Source organism: Leeuwenhoekiella sp. W20_SRS_FM14 (assembly GCF_052119605.1).
Lineage (GTDB): Bacteria > Bacteroidota > Bacteroidia > Flavobacteriales > Flavobacteriaceae > Leeuwenhoekiella.
Genome location: NZ_JBGQOK010000009.1, coordinates 44,770 through 63,646, shown reverse-complemented (window position 1 = coordinate 63,646; position 18,877 = coordinate 44,770). Strand labels below are relative to the sequence as shown.

Sequence of the window (18,877 nt, the reverse complement as noted above, 5' to 3'; positions counted from 1 at the left end):
AGTTAAAATTTATCGAATGGATGGATATTTTTTAGTATTTACCTCATTCATAATTGCGTAGATTTTTTCAAATATATCTTCAGCAGAAGGCTTTGAAAAGTAATCTCCATCTGTGCCATATGCGGGTCTGTGTGGTTTTGCTGTTAAGGTTTGTGGTGTACTGTCTAAGTATTTAAATGCCTTTTGCTCGTCTAAAATATGACTCATTAAATATGCTGAAGCACCACCTGGCATATCTTCATCAACAACTAAAATACGATTCGTTTTTGCAATACTTTTTACGGTATCGTGTTTTAAATCAAAGGGTAAAAGCGACTGTGCATCAATAACTTCAATATTTATTCCTGAAGCCTGCAATTCCTGACCGGCCTGCATTACCAGTCTAAGGGTACTTCCGTAAGATAAAACGGTTATATCTGTACCTTCTTTTACGACTTCAACTTTACCAATAGGCGTAGTAAATTCCCCTAAGTTGAGCGGTAATTGCTCTTTTAAACGGTAGCCGTTAAGGCACTCAATTACGATTGCAGGTTCATCACTTTTTAAAAGCGTGTTGTAGAATCCTGCTGCTTTAGTCATATTACGTGGTGTAAGAATATAAATTCCTCGTAAAAGTCCTAAAAGTGCACCCATTTGAGAACCGCTATGCCAGATACCTTCAAGTCTGTGTCCTCGTGTTCTAACAATTACAGGAGCTGTTTGTTTACCATGGGTTCTGTAACGTAATGTGGCAAGATCATCACTTAGCGTACTAATTGCATAAAGTACATAATCAAGATACTGAATTTCTGCAATAGGTCGCAGGCCGCGTAATGCAAGACCTATTCCCTGACCTATAATTGTAGTCTCTCGTATACCTACATCAGCAACGCGCAGCTCGCCATATTTCTCTTGTAAACCTTCAAGGCCCTGGTTCACATCACCTATGGTACCAGCATCTTCACCAAAAACTAGGCTGTTAGGATATTTACTGAATATAGCATCAAAATTATCACGTAAAACTACTCGTGCATCAACATCTTTTGCCTTGTCGTCATATTCAGGTAGAATTTCAGCTACGTTTATAGCCTTAGATTCGTTAGCGCTGTATAAATGTTTACTGTAATTAGGTTGCTCATTCTCGATATATGAAGTAACCCAATTTCTTAACGATGTTATCGCCTTGCTTTCCTCCTGAGCAACAAATCGAAGTGCTTTGCGAGATGCTGTAAGTAAATCTGATTTTAAGGCATCTTTTTCATTAACTAGTGCTTTAAGAATAGGCTTTATAAATTGACCATTACTGCTTTCTGAAACAAGCGTCTCGAGTAGACTAACTACCTTTTTCTTTTCGTCCCTAATAGGGTTTAAAAATGCATCCCATGCTTTACGTTTTCCTTCGCGAACGTTGCGTTTAATATCTTTTTCGATATCAATTAGTTCTTCTTCAGTAGCGATTTGGTTATTAAGCATCCACTCACGCATTTTTGCAATACAATCATGGTCTTTTTCCCATTGTAAGCGATCACTATTTTTATAACGCTCGTGAGAACCTGATGTTGAATGCCCTTGCGGTTGTGTCAATTCAGTCACGTGCAGTATAACGGGAACATGTTCTGTACGGGCAATATTTCCCGCTTTCTCAAAAGTTTCCACAAGGGCGGGATAATCCCAACCTTTAACTTTTAGTATTTCAAAACCTTTTTCGGTTTCAGTACGTTGAAAACCGCTTAAGATTTCAGATATACTTTCTTTTGTTGTTTGATGTCTTGCATGCACTGAAATACCGTAATCATCATCCCAAACACTAATAACCATGGGTACCTGTAATACACCTGCAGCATTTATAGTTTCAAAAAACATTCCTTCAGAAGTGCTGGCATTACCTATGGTACCCCAGGCTACTTCATTACCCTTATCAGATAACCCATCGGTTTCTGTTTCAGTAACATTTCTAAAGATTTTTGAAGCCTGAGCAAGACCTAATAGTCTTGGCATTTGGCCTGCAGTAGGAGAGATGTCTGCACTGCTATTGTATTGCTGCAGAAGATTTTTTAATGCTCCGTTTTCATCAAGACTGTGTGTACCAAAATGACCACCCATTTGTTTACCGGCACTCATAGGGTCATTTTCTATACTTGTATGCGCATAGAGACCCGCAAAGAAATTTGCTATAGTAAACTCGCCTATAGCCATCATAAAGGTCTGATCACGATAATATCCTGACCGCCAATCACCTTTTTTAAAGGCTTTTGCCATTGCCAGCTGGGGTACTTCTTTTCCGTCGCCAAAAATACCAAACTTAGCCTTACCTGTTAAAACTTCTCGACGTCCTAATAAACTACATTCTCTACTGGTAACAGCTATTTTGTAATCTTCTAGAACGGTTAATTTAAAATCTTGAAAAGATATTTCAGAAGTAGGCTCAGATTGCGTGTGCATATGTATAATGAGTTTTCACAAAAATAAGTAAAAAACCCGTTAAACACAATTCAATAATTATCTAATAAAATGATAATTTTTTAATAAAAACCTATTTAATTGCGGGTTATTCAATAAATGGAAATTTAAAGGGGTATTTAATGAATTTATTTAAATTTATTGATGATCAAATAATTAAAAAAAATTCAATACCATTTGCGGGTAAAGAGGCTTAACATTGTTCCTATATCTAAGGTAACGATAAAGCGTATCTTCTGATCGTAATTTTGTTGACCTACTTCCCAGCCGTTAGAAGAATATACCGGGAAAAACAGCTCAAAATAATCTTCAACTAATACGGTGCGTATACCGCTATCGTATAAAAAACGTGCAGGATCTCCCTGGTTTTTTATAAGCCCTACATCTACGTAGCCGTGAATAAAGTTCCAAAGGGTTGTACTTGTATTAATAGAAGTGAGCCATTGATTTCCGAAGGGAGTATCAAGTTGTGATTTAAAACCACCCTCAGCCAGTATAAGTTGTTGACTAAACAAACCACTGCTTTCTGAACGACCGTAGTAATTGTAATTAAATAAATAGTCTGTAGGACGGTCTGTAGCAAAGCTAAAATAGTCACCATCAGAACGGGTATCGTTGTATAAAAACGTACCACCAAAGAAACGTAAATCAAATTGCCTGTTGTTAAGAAAAACTTTTCGGTATTTAGCGGTTACTGATAGTTTACTAAATTTTTGAGCGAGTTGAAAATCGGTATTCCAGCTTAATGAGTTTATTACTCCGGGATCATTATTTGAATATTGAACATTAAAGACACTGTAATTAGGATCATCATTGCTTATAAAATTAGACTCATCGCGGTAAACATTAATGTTGCGTATACTTAGATATTCGCGTTTGTCTGATCTAAAATCATCTGGTCTAAAAGCAAATGTTATAAACGGAGAGTATTTTTTATAAAGTGCGTCTGGCGCATAAGAAGATAAGGAGCCGCTTATACCATAGCGTATTGCAAAAAGATTTCCCTCATCAAGATTTTGAGTATAGGTAAACCCCGCGCTTCCTGTAATTTTATTTGATTTAAAACCATATTGTGGTTCAATCTTATAATTAAAGGGTTTAGAGAGTAAAGTCTTATTATACATTTTAGCTCCTAATCTAAAACCGTCGTAAAAGTTATATTCTGCAACAGGCATAAAAAACACCTGATTTTTTGAAGGATTTTCTAAATCCTGAAAGAGCTTAAACTGAAAGGGTTTATTAACACCTAAAAAAGGATTTAATTTTTTGTAATTATTACGTCTGTTAAATTCAGGGACAAATCCTTCCGCATTAATAACTACCCGGTCTATATCTTTATTTGAAATAGAGATTTGCTTTTCTTTTTTAAAACCCTCAACCCAGGTTTTAGAAACTATAGAATCTCCTTTCATCCCATAAACTGGAACCGGGACTAAGATTCCTGTTTTATTACGTAATTCTATATTTATTGAATCTCCTCTTTTCTTTACTTCGTTAAATTTAAAATCTATGTTTTTTCGGGTAGTTACAAAATCATGAAAAAACCAGTCTAGGTTTTTATCGGTTTTAGAGCGTACAATTTGTTCAAAATCTTTAGGAGAGGTAAGCTTTAATTGATTTTCGCTGTAAAATTGTTTAATGCTTTTTTGAATTAGCGTGTCTGATAAATATTCTGAAAGATAATTTACACCACTAGCAGCTTTGTATGAATTTGAAATGTTTACATTAAACTTAATTAAGGAGTCTTTAGGGGTAGCTAAAGATTGATCAAGATTCAACCGAGCCATATGCAAGTACAACAAATTATATTGCTCATTAAATTCTAAGTTTGAAATATTAAACTGTCTTGCGACCCAGTAACGGTTTAAAGTTCCCAGTACTTTTAAATTGGGATAATAGGTATCCATATACCGCATCATCATATTCATTTTCACAACATCTGCAACCCATTTATGTTCTCGTGGGTTTATAAAAAGCGTGCGGTCTACATAATTATTAATTGCAGTTTTTAATATTTTAAGCTCGTACTTAAAATCTTCTGGGAAGGGACTAAAGAAGTCAGGTAATTGATTTAAGCCATAAACAGGATTTTCCTTATAATCAATATTAGAAATTACCAGTTTCTCAAAAGGATAATCTCCTAACTCTTTATCAAGATAGTTTGTAATTTTATCAATGATAAGCGCTTCACGTTCTGGAATTACCTTAGTATCGCTAATATTTGTAATTACCGTTACAGGATCTGTTTCAGTAATTAAAAAATCTGAATTCTGCCGAAAATAAATAGTGGTATTGTTTCGGTTTTTTCCTTCGAGTTGTATGGTTCGGTATAAAGATTCTTCATCTAATGAACTTTTAGTTTGAACCAACTCATTTATAAGGAGATAATTTTTCTTAAACGAGAAGTCTATTTTAAAATCTGTAGGAACCATGTACAGATCATCCAGGTCTTTATTGCTGTAATAATGCCATTCACCATCATAAACAGCGGGAGCAATAAACCAATATTTTAAATTGAAATCTCCATTATTTAAAGCACCATAACCTGTAAAGCGAGAATCGGGTATATGTATTTCATAATTAAGCCTGAGCATTTGTGTTTCTCCCGGAGCTAAAGGATGATTAAGTTTAACTTCTAGAATATCTTCAGCTTTAGGAATACGTTTAAAATCTAACATTTTAAACGTGTCGTCTGTAATTGAATTGACTTGAGTATAACCTCTCTCTTCTGTTGAAGCTAAATGAAATCTTCGGTCATAATTTTCTGCAAAGCGTCTACCTAATTTTGATTGCTTAGACGCAAAACTATTTGCCCAATCATTAAAATATAATGATGTTAATGTGTCTTTAGCGGTATTTACAAAAAAAACTTCCTGTTGAATTACAAGTGTTTTTGAGTCTTCATACAATCGTGCAGATATATTAATACGGTTCTGCGCTTCGCCGGTTGCGGGAAGTATAAAAATCACTAGTAGAAGCGCTTTTAAAAACGTCTTCATAAATTTATGTGTAAATGCAAATTGACCAAAACGGGAAATAGCACAGGGGTTTTTAATGATTAGCGTTAAGTATTGTCACAATACTTAACGCAATTACACGGGTACTGGTTTTATAACTTTAAAAGTTAGGACTTAATTCATACTCATTATAAAAATTATTAAGCACTTCAAGAACTTCGTCTGCAGTATCAACTAAATAAATAAGATCTACATCTGCATCACTTATATTTTTAAAACTGTCTAACAGCGTATTTCTAATCCACGCCATAAGGTCTTTCCAGAAATCTGTACCTACCAGTATGATAGGAAATTTATCAATCTTATGAGTTTGAATAAGTGTAATTGCCTCAAACAATTCGTCTAACGTGCCAAAACCACCGGGAAGTACTACAAATCCTTGAGAATATTTTACAAACATTACCTTGCGCACAAAAAAGTAATCAAAATCTATACTCTTGTCGCCATCTATATACGGATTGTCGTGTTGTTCAAATGGTAAATCTATATTAAGACCTACCGAGGTACCGCCTGCAAGGTGTGCACCTTTGTTACCAGCTTCCATAATACCGGGACCTCCACCTGTAATTACGCCATAACCGTTATCTACGATTTTCTCTGCGATCTCGACTGCTAGCTTGTAATATTTTTGATCTGGTTTTGTACGCGCACTTCCGAAGATAGAAACACAAGGTCCTATTCTGCTAAGTTTCTCAAAACCACTTACAAATTCGCCCATAATTTTAAACAGGGCCCAAGAATCATTTGTTTTTATTTCATTCCAGCCCTTAGGCTTATTTTCATTTCTCATATTAAGAGTTTGATTTTAATGTTTAGGAGAGCGTTCTAATTTAGCTCTTTTTGTAAGAATTGAGCTGTATAACTCTTCTTATCTTTTGCTACTTCTTCTGGAGTTCCTTTAGCAACAAGCTGTCCGCCGTTCTTACCACCTTCATAACCAATGTCTATAATGTGGTCTGCCAGTTTGATAACATCCATATTATGCTCGATGATTAGCATCGTATTTCCTTTATCTGTCAAACGATTTAAAACATCCATTAAGATGCGTACATCCTCAAAGTGCAAACCAGTTGTAGGCTCGTCGAGTATGTAAAACGTGTTACCGGTATCTCTTTTAGAAAGTTCAGTTGCCAGTTTAATACGCTGTGCTTCCCCACCAGATAGCGTAGTAGACTGTTGACCCAGCGAAATATAACCCAGACCTACATCCTGTATTGTTTTTACTTTTCGGTAAATCTTCGGAATGTGTTCAAAGAAGGGTACCGCCTCATCAATGGTCATTTCTAGAACATCGGCAATACTTTTTCCCTTATATCTAATTTCTAAAGTTTCTCTATTGAAACGTTTGCCCTGGCAGGTCTCACATTCTACATATACATCTGGCAAGAAATTCATTTCAATAACACGCAAGCCACCACCTTTACAGGTCTCACAACGACCACCTGCAACATTAAAGCTGAAACGCCCCGGTTTATAACCACGTATTAATGATTCTGGCATCTTGGCAAATAAACTGCGTATTTCGCCAAAAACTCCCGTGTAGGTTGCCGGGTTTGAACGCGGGGTACGACCTATGGGAGATTGATTAATGTCTATTACTTTATCACACTCGTCAAGACCTTTTATACCTTTATAAGGTGCCGGTTTTTTAACTCCGTTGAAATAATGTGCATTCATAATAGGGTAGAGGGTCTCATTAATAAGTGTAGATTTTCCGCTACCGGAAACACCCGTGACCACAATCATTTTTCCTAACGGAAACGTAACATTCACGTTCTTAAGATTATTACCGGTTGCTCCCTTTAATATTATTTTTTTGCCATTTCCTTTTCTACGTTTTTCAGGTACAGCAATTTCTTTTTCCCCATTAATGTACTGTGCAGTGAGGGTATGTTGCTTTAAAAGTTCTTTAGGGGTTCCCTCGCTAATGATCTCCCCGCCGTGCTTACCAGCAAACGGCCCGATATCAATAACATAATCTGCACGCTCAATCATATCTTTATCGTGCTCAACCACTAAAACTGAATTACCCAGATCGCGCAAAGCGACCAGCGAATTAATTAGTTTTTCATTGTCACGCTGATGCAAGCCTATACTAGGTTCATCAAGAATATAAAGAACTCCTACGAGCTGAGACCCTATTTGAGTTGCTAAGCGTATACGTTGCGCTTCCCCACCAGATAAGGATTTTGAGCTTCGGTTTAAGCTTAAATAGGTAAGACCTACATCAACTAAAAACTGAAGACGGGCATTAATTTCTTTTAAAATTTCGGTCGCAATTGCTTTTTGTTTTTCACTTAAATGCTGAGGCACCTCTTTAAACCATGCGGCGAGTTCCAGAATATCCATATTAGATAGTTCTGCAATGTTTTTTTCATTTACTCGAAAGTATAAAGACTCTTTGCGTAAGCGTGAACCTTCACAAACAGGGCACTCCACCTTTTCCATGTATTCTTTTGCCCATCTTTTTAGGGAAGCAGAATCATTATTCTCGTAGGTGCTTTCAATGAATTTAGCTACACCTTCAAAATCTATTTTGTAGCTTCTGCTAACTCCTAAAGTTTTAGAATCTACTGTAAATTTCTCATTGCCACCATACATAATCATATCTATAGCCTCCTTCGGAATGTCTTTAATAGGATCTGTCAATTTAAAATTAAAGCGTTGTGCGATAATTTCTAATTGCTTAAATATCCAATTGTTTTTCTGAGTTCCGTGAGGTGCGAGACCTCCAGCTTTAATAGAAAGTTTAGGGTCAGGAATTATTTTATCTAAATTAACCACGCGCAGTTCGCCAATACCATTACAATTAGGGCAGGCTCCTTTAGGTGAGTTAAATGAGAAGTTATTAGGTTCTGGGTTAGGATACGAGATTCCTGAAGTAGGACACATTAAACTACGGCTAAAATAACGCGCCTCGTTCGTGTCGTGATCTAAAATCATCATCACGTCTTCACCGTGATACATCGCGGTGTTAATAGTTTCCATTAAGCGCTTATCTAAATCCTGCTCATCATCAATCTTTAACCGGTCGATTACGATTTCTATATCGTGAACCTTGTACCGGTCAATTTTCATCCCTTTTTCGATGTCTTTTATTTCGCCATCAATTCTAACTTTTACAAATCCTTGCTTTGCAATTTGCTCAAAAAGTTCGCGGTAGTGTCCTTTACGACTTCTAATTACAGGGGCTAAAACATTAACTCGTTTTCCGTGGTACTCAGATTTTATAAGATCTTTAATTTGATCATCGCTATAGCTAACCATTTTTTCACCCGTCTCATAGCTGTACGCATCACTAGCGCGTGCAAAAAGAAGACGTAAAAAATCATAAATCTCTGTAATCGTACCCACGGTAGAACGCGGACTTTTACTTGTAGTTTTTTGCTCAATAGCGATTACGGGAGAGAGTCCTTGTATTTGATCAACATCAGGGCGCTCTAAACCTCCTAAAAACTGGCGGGCATATGCCGAAAAAGTTTCAATATAACGTCGCTGCCCTTCTGCGTAGATTGTGTCAAAAGCTAAAGAGCTCTTACCGCTACCCGAAAGCCCTGTAATTACAACTAGTTTTTCTCTGGGAATTTGAACATCTATATTCTTAAGATTATGGGCTCTTGCGCCATAAACTTCAATGTATTCTTGTATTTCTGCCATTTTCTTTTTCAAGTGTGCAAATGTACTGTAATTGAGTGAAAAATTGAAGAAAGAGCCGCTGTAGAAGACTTAAATAAAACACAATACCGTGCTCAATTTAGTTACTTAAATAACTTTTAAAAAATAATAGTGACCAACGCTAAAACCTTATTAAAGCATTAAAGTGTTTAATTAAATTAAATCGTAATCTCATAATTACTCAGCATCTGGGTAATAACGGTTTCAGTTTTTGAAATAAAAGAGTTAGGTTTTAATTTAACCTGATCAACTTTATCAAAATATGCTGTGATACTGCCATCTGCATATGCTTCAGGTATTACGGGATGTACATAATAACTTTTGCAAACGCTCCTGGTATTACCCAGACCTTTTGCGGCAGCGTCGTATGCGGTCAAAATGTTTTTAGCATTCTGTTTTTCTTCTTCAACATAACCGGAGTCACGCAATGACTCAAAAAATATTTTTGTAGCTCCCCAGGTTCTAAAATCTTTAGCCGAAAATAAATTGCCACTCAGTTCGTGAATATAGTCATTCACCATACCGCTGTCAATATGATGTTTGGTTCCATCAGCATCGTAGAACTGAAATAAATCCCAACCGGGTATTTCTTCACATTGATTTACAAGATCAATTAGTTCTGGATCTGTGATTTTAATTTTATGTTCTTTGCCTTTTTTTCCTATAAATTCAAATCGAATATCGCTTTCTGTTGTTTTAACGTGACGCGTGCGTAAGGTGGATAGCCCATACGTTTGATTGCGCTTTGCATAACATGCATTTCCTACGCGTATATGGGTTTCTTCCATAAGGCGCAGTACCAATGCAAGCACTTTGCGTCGGGTCATTTTTTCTTCGTCAAGATCTGCATCAACTTGCTTTCGCAATTGCGGAAGCACATTTGCAAACGAAGCTAATTTTAGAAATTTGGTCTCATTGCGCAATTTATTCCACGTGTCGTGATAGAGATAGACTTTACGGTCTTTGTCATCGCGACCCACAGCTTGCAAATGCCCATTCTCTGGTTCAGCGATTAATACGTCTTCCCAGGCCGGTGGTATGACCAGTTTTTTTATACGGTTGAGAATAGGTTTTGATTTTATGGTTTTATCATTTTTACAATAGGTAAACCCCTTACCGTGTTTTTTACGGCAAATTGTAAGGTGTTGTTCTTTCACATAGATAAGATCTGCTATGCGAGCGGCCTCTTCGGGGCTCTTTAAAAGAGTTTCTAGTTTAGTTTCGGTGATGGTCATGCTTTCAAATTTAAAAGCAATTTTGTATGATTTGTACTAATAAAGTGTGAAATGTCTATTCAAAAAAATTGAAAGCAAAAAAAATGTCCGAAAGCAGCACAGCTTCCAGACATTTAAATTCAGATATTATAAAATTAACTAGTCAAAATAACTAAAGCTTTGACCATCTTTAATTTTTAATACGCTTTCGTAAATCATTTTAATAACATTCTCAACATCATCACGGTGTACCATTTCTACAGTAGTATGCATATATCTAAGCGGTAAGCTTATTAATGCAGAAGGTACGCCACCATTGCTGTAAGCAAAAGCATCTGTATCTGTACCTGTTGCACGACTGCAGGCAGATCGTTGAAAAGGTATATTTTTCTCTTCTGCTGTTTCTATAATTAAATCACGCAATTTTTGTTGAATTGCCGGTGCATAAGAGATTACAGGACCATCACCTATAGCGGCGCGACCGTTTGTTTTCATCTCAATCATAGGGGTGGTTGTATCGTGGGTCACATCGGTTACGATAGCTACGTTAGGTTGAATGGTATGTGTGATCATTTCGGCACCACGCAATCCTATTTCTTCCTGTACCGAGTTTACGATATACAGACCAAAATCTAATTTCTTACTATTTTCTTTCAGCAAACGAGCAACTTCAGCAATCATAAAACCACCCATACGATTATCTAATGCACGACACACAAATTTATCGCCATTAAGAATCGTGAATGTATCAGGATAGGTTATAACACAACCTACGTGTACACCAAGTTTCTCTACCTCTTCTTTGTTTTTGCAACCGGTGTCAATAAAAATATTATCAAGTTTTGGAGCTTTTTCATCACTCTTATCCCGCGTATGTATTGCCGGCCATCCAAAGACACCCTTTACGATACCGTTTTTAGTGTGTATATTAACCAGTTTAGAGGGTGCAATTTGATGATCACTTCCGCCGTTTCGTATTACATAAATTAAACCATCGTCTGTAATAAAGTTTACATACCAGGAAATCTCGTCTGCGTGACCTTCAATTACTACTTTGTATTTAGCGTCAGGATTTATTACACCTACTGCTGTACCGTAATTATCTGTGATAAAGGTATCAACATAAGGTTTTAGATAATTCATCCAGATTTTTTGACCTTCCCACTCATATCCTGTGGGAGCGGCGTTATTTAGGTAAGATTCTAGAAAATCAAGAGATTCTTTATTTAAAATGCTTTTTGACATAATTTCAATTTTCTACGAAAGTAAGAATATTAATAGCAATTTCGCAACGCAATCTGAACGATTGCGTACTTTTGGAACAGTTTTCGCTCTATTAAAAGAAAAATAAAATTTGAATAAATTAGTCATCCTACTTACACTCATTTTGAGTGGTACGTTATTAGCACAAACTACAGAAGAACCAACTACCGAGACAGATACCTCTAATGTTGAATTCTATATTGTAGAAGGCGACAGCATTGCCCGAAAAGCTATTTTTTTAGATGATGTAATTGTTTTAGGTAAGGTAAAATTTAGTGATAATGAAGCACGACGCCGATATCTTATTTTACGCAGAAAAACCCGTAAAGTTTGGCCTTATGCAAAATTGGCAGGAGAGCGTCTTGTTGAATTAAATCAACGGCTAGATTCTATGAAATCTAAGCGGGCTAAGAAAAAATACACAAAAATCATACAACGCTATGTTGAAGACGAATTTGGTGCACAGCTCAAAAAACTTACCAGAACCGAAGGTCAGATCTTAGTAAAACTGATGTATCGTCAAACGGGTTCAACCACTTTTGAATTAATTAAGGATTACCGCAGCGGATTAAAGGCTTTTTTCTTAAATACTACGGCTAGTTTTTTTGATATTTCTCTCAAAGAAATTTATGATCCTAAGAGTGTGCAGGAAGATTATCTAATTGAAGATATTCTACAGCGTTCTTTTCAGGCAAAAGTGCTGGAGCCTCAAGATCCTGCCATTGACATAAATTTTCTTGAACTTAAAAATAAATGGGTTAAACCGAAACCTACTCAGGGTATAAAATAGTCGTTATGAAGTTTAACAATTACAATTGGATTTATGTAATTGCAGCACTAATCACGCTAGTAGGCTTAATAACGGGGAAATACTTCTTCTTGTTTTTTGTTATTCCTTTCGGTTTTTCAATATTCAAAAGAAATAAGAACAAGTAAAAGTGTATTTTGAAATATTCTGTTTAAAAAAATAGATACCTTTGCTAACCAAAACAAGCGCAACTCCCACTATGAGTCAGAAAGTCTTACTTAATGCAAAAGAAGTAAATATTATATTGAATAGACTGGCTTGTCAACTCATTGAAAATCATAGAGACTTTAAAGATACAGTTCTTATAGGCATACAGCCCAGAGGGGTTTATGTGGCAGAACGTATTAAAAAATTGCTGGAAGACGACTATAAGATTGAAAACATAAAAATGGGATATCTTGATATCACCTTTTTTAGAGATGATTTTAGACGCGGAGACAAACCACTCGAAGCAAATAAGACAAAAATTGGGTTTGTTGTAGAAGACAAGAATGTTGTTTTTATAGACGATGTTTTATACACCGGTCGTAGCATAAATGCTGCCCTCACAGCGGTGCAAAGCTTTGGGAGACCACGTGAAGTAGAATTGCTTACCCTTATAGACCGCCGTTTTAGCAGACATTTACCTATACAACCTAATTATAGAGGTAGGCAGGTAGATGCCATCAATGCTGAAAAAGTAAAAGTGAGCTGGGTAGAAAATGGTGGTGAGGACAGTGTTTATTTAATTGAAGAATAAAGTTAACGGGAATAACAATCGCACAAATTAAAGTAGCAAATGAGCGAGTTAAGTGTAGATCACTTATTAGGGATTAAGTACATAACAAAAAAAGATATCAATCTTATTTTTGAAACGGCTGATCATTTTAAAGAAATCATTAACCGTCCTATTAAAAAAGTTCCTTCCCTTCGAGATATTACCATTGCGAATTTATTTTTTGAAAACAGTACCCGTACAAAGCTTTCTTTTGAACTGGCGGAGAAACGTTTAAGTGCAGATGTGATCAATTTTTCTGCAGGTGCATCTTCAGTAAAAAAGGGAGAAACACTTATAGATACGGTTAATAACATTTTATCTATGAAAGTAGATATGGTTGTTATGCGTCATCCCAATCCTGGTGCCGGCGTTTTTCTTTCAAAAAATATTAAAGCAAGTATCGTGAACGCCGGTGACGGTGCTCACGAGCATCCTACACAAGCATTATTAGATAGTTATTCTATTCTTAAAAAATTAGGAGATGTAGGTGGTAAGAAAGTTGTTATCGTAGGAGATATACTGCACAGTAGAGTAGCGCTTTCAAACATATTTGCTTTAAAACTTTTAGGTGCCGAAGTAAAAGTTTGTGGCCCTAAAACTTTAATGCCAAAATATATTGAATCTTTAGGTGTTGGGGTAGAGCTTAATCTTAGAAAAGCTTTAGAATGGTGCGATGTTGCTAATATGTTACGCGTGCAAAATGAACGTATGGATATTAGTTATTTCCCGTCTACAAGAGAATATACACAACAATATGGTCTTGATAAAGAACTCTTAGATTCTTTAAACAAGGAGATTGTGATAATGCACCCGGGACCTATAAATAGAGGTGTAGAAATAACCAGTGATGTGGCAGACAGTGGCCAGTCTATAATTTTAAATCAGGTTGAAAACGGTGTTGCAATACGCATGGCTGTGATTTATCTTTTGGCTTCAAAAATTAAAAAGCAATGATTATAACACAAAAGGACACGTTTACCATACTCAAGGATGAAGAAGATGGTGTAAAGGATTTTGCTTCCTTTTTAGAATTTATAATTCCTAAAGCGTATTCAGATGTAAATCTTGTTATAGATCTGCTTAAATATGAGAATATTACCCTAGATGAGCTTTTGAGTTTTCTACATATTTCAAATACCCAGCGTGCTGCTCAAAAGTCATTTGTGTTAGTTAATAAAGTCCCGCAGATAGATAGAGTACCCGAAGAATTAATGGTTGTGCCTACACTAGAAGAGGCAAAAGATGTGATAGATCTTGAAGAAATTCAACGCGATCTGGGGTTCTAAATCATAAGCTTATTTTAAGTAAAGCATTCTTTTTTTGCTTAATTAAGCTTAACTTAACGACTTAATGCGGTAAGAAGTTTTATCTACGCATTTAATCTTTTTGTTATGCAGTATAAAGTTGATTTCTAACCGATTTTAAACTGTTTACGTTTAAATAATTTGTTAGCAAAATTTAATGAAGCTTACTATACTCGGTTGCTATGCAGCCACGCCACGTACATTTACAAATCCTACTTCTCAAGTATTACAAATAAAAAACCACCTTTTTCTTATTGACTGCGGAGAAGGAACTCAGGTTGAGCTAAGAAGAAATAAAGTTAAGTTTTCAAAAATCAAGCATATTTTTATTTCGCATTTGCATGGGGATCATTTCTTTGGTTTAGTAGGTTTAATATCTACTTTTCGATTGCTTAATAGAGAAGGAGAACTGCACGTTTACGGTCCCAAAGGGATCAAACAAGCTATTACGCTTCAGTTAAAATTGTCTAATAGCTGGACAAATTATCCACTATACTTTCACGAATTAGAATCTAAAGAACCGCAAATCCTGTTTGAAGACGACAAAGTTTCCGTAGAAACCATTCCTTTAAAACATCGCATTTATACTAATGGATTTTTATTTAAAGAGAAAGAAGGAGAGCGTAAACTGAATATGAGCGCTGTTCTTAAAAAAGAGATAGACGTATTATATTATAAAAAAATTAAGTCTGGTAAAGACATGTTGCTCGATGATGGTACGCTCATACCCAACGAAGAATTAACGTTTGATCCAGACCCGCCAAGAAGTTATGCATTTTGCAGTGATACGGTTTATAAACCAGATAACTTGCCACAATTACAGGGAGTCACGTATATGTATCATGAGTCTACATTTTTAGAGGCTCATGCCAAGTTAGCGGAACCTACTGGCCATTCTACAGCTCGGCAAGCAGGCCTTATGGCTAAACAGGCACATGTTAAATATCTTATTTTAGGACATTACAGTACACGCTACCCAGATCTTACACTTTTTGCAAACGAAGCTAAACTTGAGTTCGAGAATGTACTTACGGCAGATGACGGTAAAATTTTTGACTTTGACGAATTATCAAGTGCAAATTAGTTATGACTTTAATTTAAATAAATGTAAAAGATAGTAACGGACTTTTTACAGTATTAATCATTAGCGTAAATTGCTCTAAAATCTCAATATGGCACACGATTTAAGTGATTATAGAAAATCTTACGATAAGAATGCATTAACGATTGATCAAAGTGATGCTAATCCTTTCAATCAATTTAAAAAGTGGTTTGAAGAAGTAGAAGATGCTGCTGGTGTTGAGGAAGTTAATGCAATGACAGTAGCAACTGTAGGAAGCGATGGCTTTCCTAAAAGTCGTATTGTTCTTTTAAAAAGCTATGATGAAAATGGCTTTGTTTTTTATACAAATTATGAGAGTGAAAAGGGAAAGGCTTTAGCTGATAATCCGCACGTATGTATATCTTTTTTCTGGCCTAATCTAGAGCGACAGGTTATCATTAAGGGTATTGCAGAGCGTGTTTCTGAAGAAGTTTCTACGACTTATTTTCATTCAAGACCACGTGGTAGTCAACTTGGTGCGTGGACATCACCACAAAGCGATGTAATTGCAGACCGCAATTTTTTAGAAAATAGACTTGCCGATCTTGAGCAGAAATTTAAAAATAAAGAAATACCGAAACCAAATTATTGGGGAGGTTACTGTATTAAACCAGTATCATTTGAATTCTGGCAAGGCAGACCTAATCGATTACACGATAGGTTGTTGTATACTCCGGGAGGGGTACATTGGAAATTAGAACGACTTGCTCCTTAATTTTACTATGTATGAAAACACTTTATCTGGTACGACATGCTAAATCCTCATGGGAGTTTAATCTTGAAGATCATTTGCGTCCTCTTAATCAACGAGGCTTAGATGATGCCACTAAGATGGGAGTTTTTATACGAGAGAAAATAAAAATTCCTCAGCGCATTATAAGTAGTGATGCGGTACGTGCAAAAAGTACGGCTGTTTTATATCTTAAAGAATTAGGCATCCCAGAGGAGCGACTGGAGCTTGATAAACGTTTATATGATTTTACAGGTAATAAACTAGATACAGTAATCAAATCGTGTGATAAGCGTATTGATCGTCTTATGATTTTTGGCCATAACAACGCCTTAACCTTTTGGGTAAATCAATATGGAAGTAAAAGCATAGACAATGTTTCAACCGCTGCATTTACAGCAATTACATTTGATGTTAATGACTGGAGTGCCATTAAGAAAGGTGAAACTATTCTATATGTTAAACCTAAGCAACTTAATTAATGGATAATAAATTGAATACAGCGACCTTAGTAGCAGACGAATCACGTTATATAAATAGGGAAATAAGTTGGTTGTCATTTAATGCTCGGGTATTGCAAGAGTCAGCAGATGAGACAGTGCCACTTATTGAGCGCCTACGCTTTGTTGGGATTTTTTCTAACAATCTGGATGAGTTTTTTAAAGTACGATATGCTACAGTTAAGCGAATTGTTGAAGCCGGTAAACGTGGCCGTAAAGCTTTAGGAGTATATGCTGCAGACGAACTTTTAGAAAAGATAACACGTATAGTAATTGAGCAGCAGGAAGAAAGTTTACGTATAATAGATACTATACACTCACGTCTTAAAGATCAGGGTATTTATATAATAAAGGAAAATGAGGTTCACTACCCAGAGCATAGTGAATTTATTAAAACCTTTTTTATGGAAAAAGTAAGTCCTGCGCTAGTAACAATAATGCTCAATGAAGATATTGATTTACCGCGTATTCAGGATTTAGAGGCATATCTCACCGTAACGATGAAAAATTCGGTTACCAAGAAAATACTCCATGCTTTAGTAGAAATACCAAGTGAATTAGATCGCTTTGTTGTGTTGCCACAGGTAGATGGGATAGATTATATAATGATTTTAGATGATCTTATTCGGTACAACTTAGAATCTGTATTTAGCATTTTTGAATATGATGAAATTTCTGCTCATATGATTAAAATTACCCGCGATGCGGAACTTGATTTAGAGTCAGACTTAGGTAAGAGTTTTATAGAGAAATTATCTAAAAGTGTAAAAGGTAGAGAAGATGCAGAACCTGTTCGTTTTGTGCACGATCAGGCGATTAATAAAGATACGTTAAATTTTCTGCTTGAAAAGTTAGGTATAGAAAATACAGACAGTATAATACCCGGAGGTCGTTACCATAATCGTAAAGATTATATGGGTTTTCCTAGTCTTGGACGTACAGATTTATTATATGCCACTCATAAGCCCTTACCTATAACAAATATCAGTCTTAATGACAGTATGTTTAAAAAGGTAGCCGAAAAAGATTTTCTGCAATACACACCTTATCATACGTTTGCTTATGTAATTAAATTTCTGCGTGAAGCTGCTTTAGACCCTAAAGTTAAAACTATAAAAATAACAATTTATCGTTTGGCTAAATTGAGTCACATTGCCAGTGCGTTAATAAATGCAGCTAAAAATGGTAAAGATGTAACGGTACAAATAGAATTGCGAGCACGTTTTGATGAGGAAAGTAATATGCGCTATGCAAATCAAATGCAGGATGAAGGTATTAAGCTCATTTTTGGCGTTCCGGGACTAAAAGTACACAGCAAAGTATGTGTGATTGAGCGTCTTGAGTCAGGTAGACTGAAGCGTTATGGCTTTATAAGCACGGGTAACTTTAACGGTAAGACGGCTAAGATATATACAGATTATACACTATTTACTGCAAACAAACAGATTTTAAAAGATCTCATAAAACTGTTTAATTTCTTCGATACAAATTACATTGTAAATACCTATCAGCATTTAATAATTTCCCCGCATTACGCAAAAAATACATTTTTTAGATTAATTGATAACGAAATCAAGAAAGTAAAAAGTGGTAAAAAGGGATATATAAGGCTTAAATTAAATAGTATTTCTAACTATTCCATCATAGATAAATTATACGCTGCAAGTGAGGCAGGAGTGAAGATAGATATGATTATCAGAGGTGTTTGCTGCTTAATTCCCGGAGTTAAGGGAATGAGTGAAAACATTAGTCTTATTAGCATTGTAGATAAATTTTTAGAACATCCTCGAGTATTAATTTTTGGGGAAGAGGGTGAAGAAAAAGTTTATATATCATCGTCAGACTGGATGACGCGTAATCTTGATAATAGGGTAGAAGTCACCTGTCCTATTTACGATGCAGATGTGAAGAAAGAGATTATAGAGACCTATTCAATTTGTTGGAATGATAATGTAAAAGCTCGTGAGATTACAGCATTACAAGATAATGCGTATCGTAAAAATGATGAAGCCCCCTTACGGTCTCAGTTTGCTACATACGATTACTACTTAAATAAATTAAACTAATT

General features: G+C 35.7%; 14 protein-coding genes. 8 read left to right on the top strand and 6 right to left on the bottom strand.

The features are described from left to right. Positions 1 to 9 precede the first annotated feature (9 nt). The 6 genes from ACEN25_RS14705 to ACEN25_RS14680 form a co-directional block, all read right to left on the bottom strand. A complete protein-coding gene (locus tag ACEN25_RS14705) occupies positions 10 to 2,421 on the bottom strand; it encodes an alpha-ketoacid dehydrogenase subunit alpha/beta (protein ID WP_441803563.1) in 2,412 nt (803 codons plus the stop codon). A gap of 185 nt (positions 2,422 to 2,606) precedes the next feature. Then, positions 2,607 to 5,438, bottom strand: coding sequence for a metalloprotease (locus ACEN25_RS14700; RefSeq protein WP_441803562.1), 2,832 nt, complete (start codon positions 5,436 to 5,438; stop codon positions 2,607 to 2,609). Positions 5,439 to 5,556: 118 nt separating this feature from the next. After that, positions 5,557 to 6,246 (bottom strand): TIGR00730 family Rossman fold protein, encoded by a 690-nt coding sequence (locus tag ACEN25_RS14695; protein WP_441803561.1) that lies wholly within the window; start codon positions 6,244 to 6,246, stop codon positions 5,557 to 5,559. Between the two features lie 35 nt (positions 6,247 to 6,281). Further along, on the bottom strand, positions 6,282 to 9,113 hold the full coding sequence (gene uvrA, locus ACEN25_RS14690; protein ID WP_441803560.1) for an excinuclease ABC subunit UvrA: 2,832 nt from the start codon (positions 9,111 to 9,113) through the stop codon (positions 6,282 to 6,284). Positions 9,114 to 9,289: 176 nt separating this feature from the next. After that, positions 9,290 to 10,366, bottom strand: a complete 1,077-nt coding sequence (locus ACEN25_RS14685; protein WP_441803559.1) for a DNA topoisomerase IB — start codon at positions 10,364 to 10,366, stop codon at positions 9,290 to 9,292. Between the two features lie 138 nt (positions 10,367 to 10,504). Continuing rightward, positions 10,505 to 11,590 carry a M42 family metallopeptidase gene (locus ACEN25_RS14680; RefSeq protein ID WP_028375026.1) on the bottom strand — a complete coding sequence of 362 codons (1,086 nt, stop codon included), beginning with the start codon at positions 11,588 to 11,590 and terminating at the stop codon, positions 10,505 to 10,507. Between the two features lie 109 nt (positions 11,591 to 11,699). Here ACEN25_RS14680 and ACEN25_RS14675 point away from each other — a divergent pair, with 109 nt between their 5' ends. The 8 genes from ACEN25_RS14675 (at position 11,700) to ppk1 (ending at position 18,875) form a co-directional block, all read left to right on the top strand. Further along, a complete protein-coding gene (locus ACEN25_RS14675) occupies positions 11,700 to 12,398 on the top strand; it encodes a DUF4294 domain-containing protein (protein ID WP_441803558.1) in 699 nt (232 codons plus the stop codon). A 217-nt stretch (positions 12,399 to 12,615) separates the two neighbouring features. Beyond that, positions 12,616 to 13,155 carry a bifunctional pyr operon transcriptional regulator/uracil phosphoribosyltransferase PyrR gene (gene pyrR / locus ACEN25_RS14670; RefSeq protein ID WP_441803626.1) on the top strand — a complete coding sequence of 180 codons (540 nt, stop codon included), beginning with the start codon at positions 12,616 to 12,618 and terminating at the stop codon, positions 13,153 to 13,155. A 39-nt stretch (positions 13,156 to 13,194) separates the two neighbouring features. Then, positions 13,195 to 14,127 (top strand): aspartate carbamoyltransferase catalytic subunit, encoded by a 933-nt coding sequence (locus ACEN25_RS14665; protein ID WP_028375029.1) that lies wholly within the window; start codon positions 13,195 to 13,197, stop codon positions 14,125 to 14,127. Next, positions 14,124 to 14,459, top strand: a complete 336-nt coding sequence (locus tag ACEN25_RS14660) for a ribonuclease Z (RefSeq protein WP_441803557.1) — start codon at positions 14,124 to 14,126, stop codon at positions 14,457 to 14,459. The genes ACEN25_RS14665 and ACEN25_RS14660 overlap by 4 nt, the downstream gene beginning before the upstream one ends. A 175-nt stretch (positions 14,460 to 14,634) precedes the next feature. Continuing rightward, positions 14,635 to 15,561: a ribonuclease Z gene (locus tag ACEN25_RS14655; RefSeq protein WP_441803556.1), complete on the top strand. Its 927-nt coding sequence runs from the start codon at positions 14,635 to 14,637 to the stop codon at positions 15,559 to 15,561. 88 nt (positions 15,562 to 15,649) lie between these two features. Next, positions 15,650 to 16,294: a pyridoxamine 5'-phosphate oxidase gene (gene pdxH, locus ACEN25_RS14650; RefSeq protein WP_441803555.1), complete on the top strand. Its 645-nt coding sequence runs from the start codon at positions 15,650 to 15,652 to the stop codon at positions 16,292 to 16,294. Positions 16,295 to 16,305: 11 nt separating this feature from the next. After that, on the top strand, positions 16,306 to 16,791 hold the full coding sequence (locus tag ACEN25_RS14645; RefSeq protein WP_441803554.1) for a SixA phosphatase family protein: 486 nt from the start codon (positions 16,306 to 16,308) through the stop codon (positions 16,789 to 16,791). After that, complete coding sequence (gene ppk1, locus ACEN25_RS14640; RefSeq protein WP_441803553.1) at positions 16,791 to 18,875, top strand: polyphosphate kinase 1; 2,085 nt, start codon at positions 16,791 to 16,793, stop codon at positions 18,873 to 18,875. Before ACEN25_RS14645 ends, ppk1 begins: the two co-directional genes overlap by 1 nt. Positions 18,876 to 18,877: the final 2 nt, after the last annotated feature.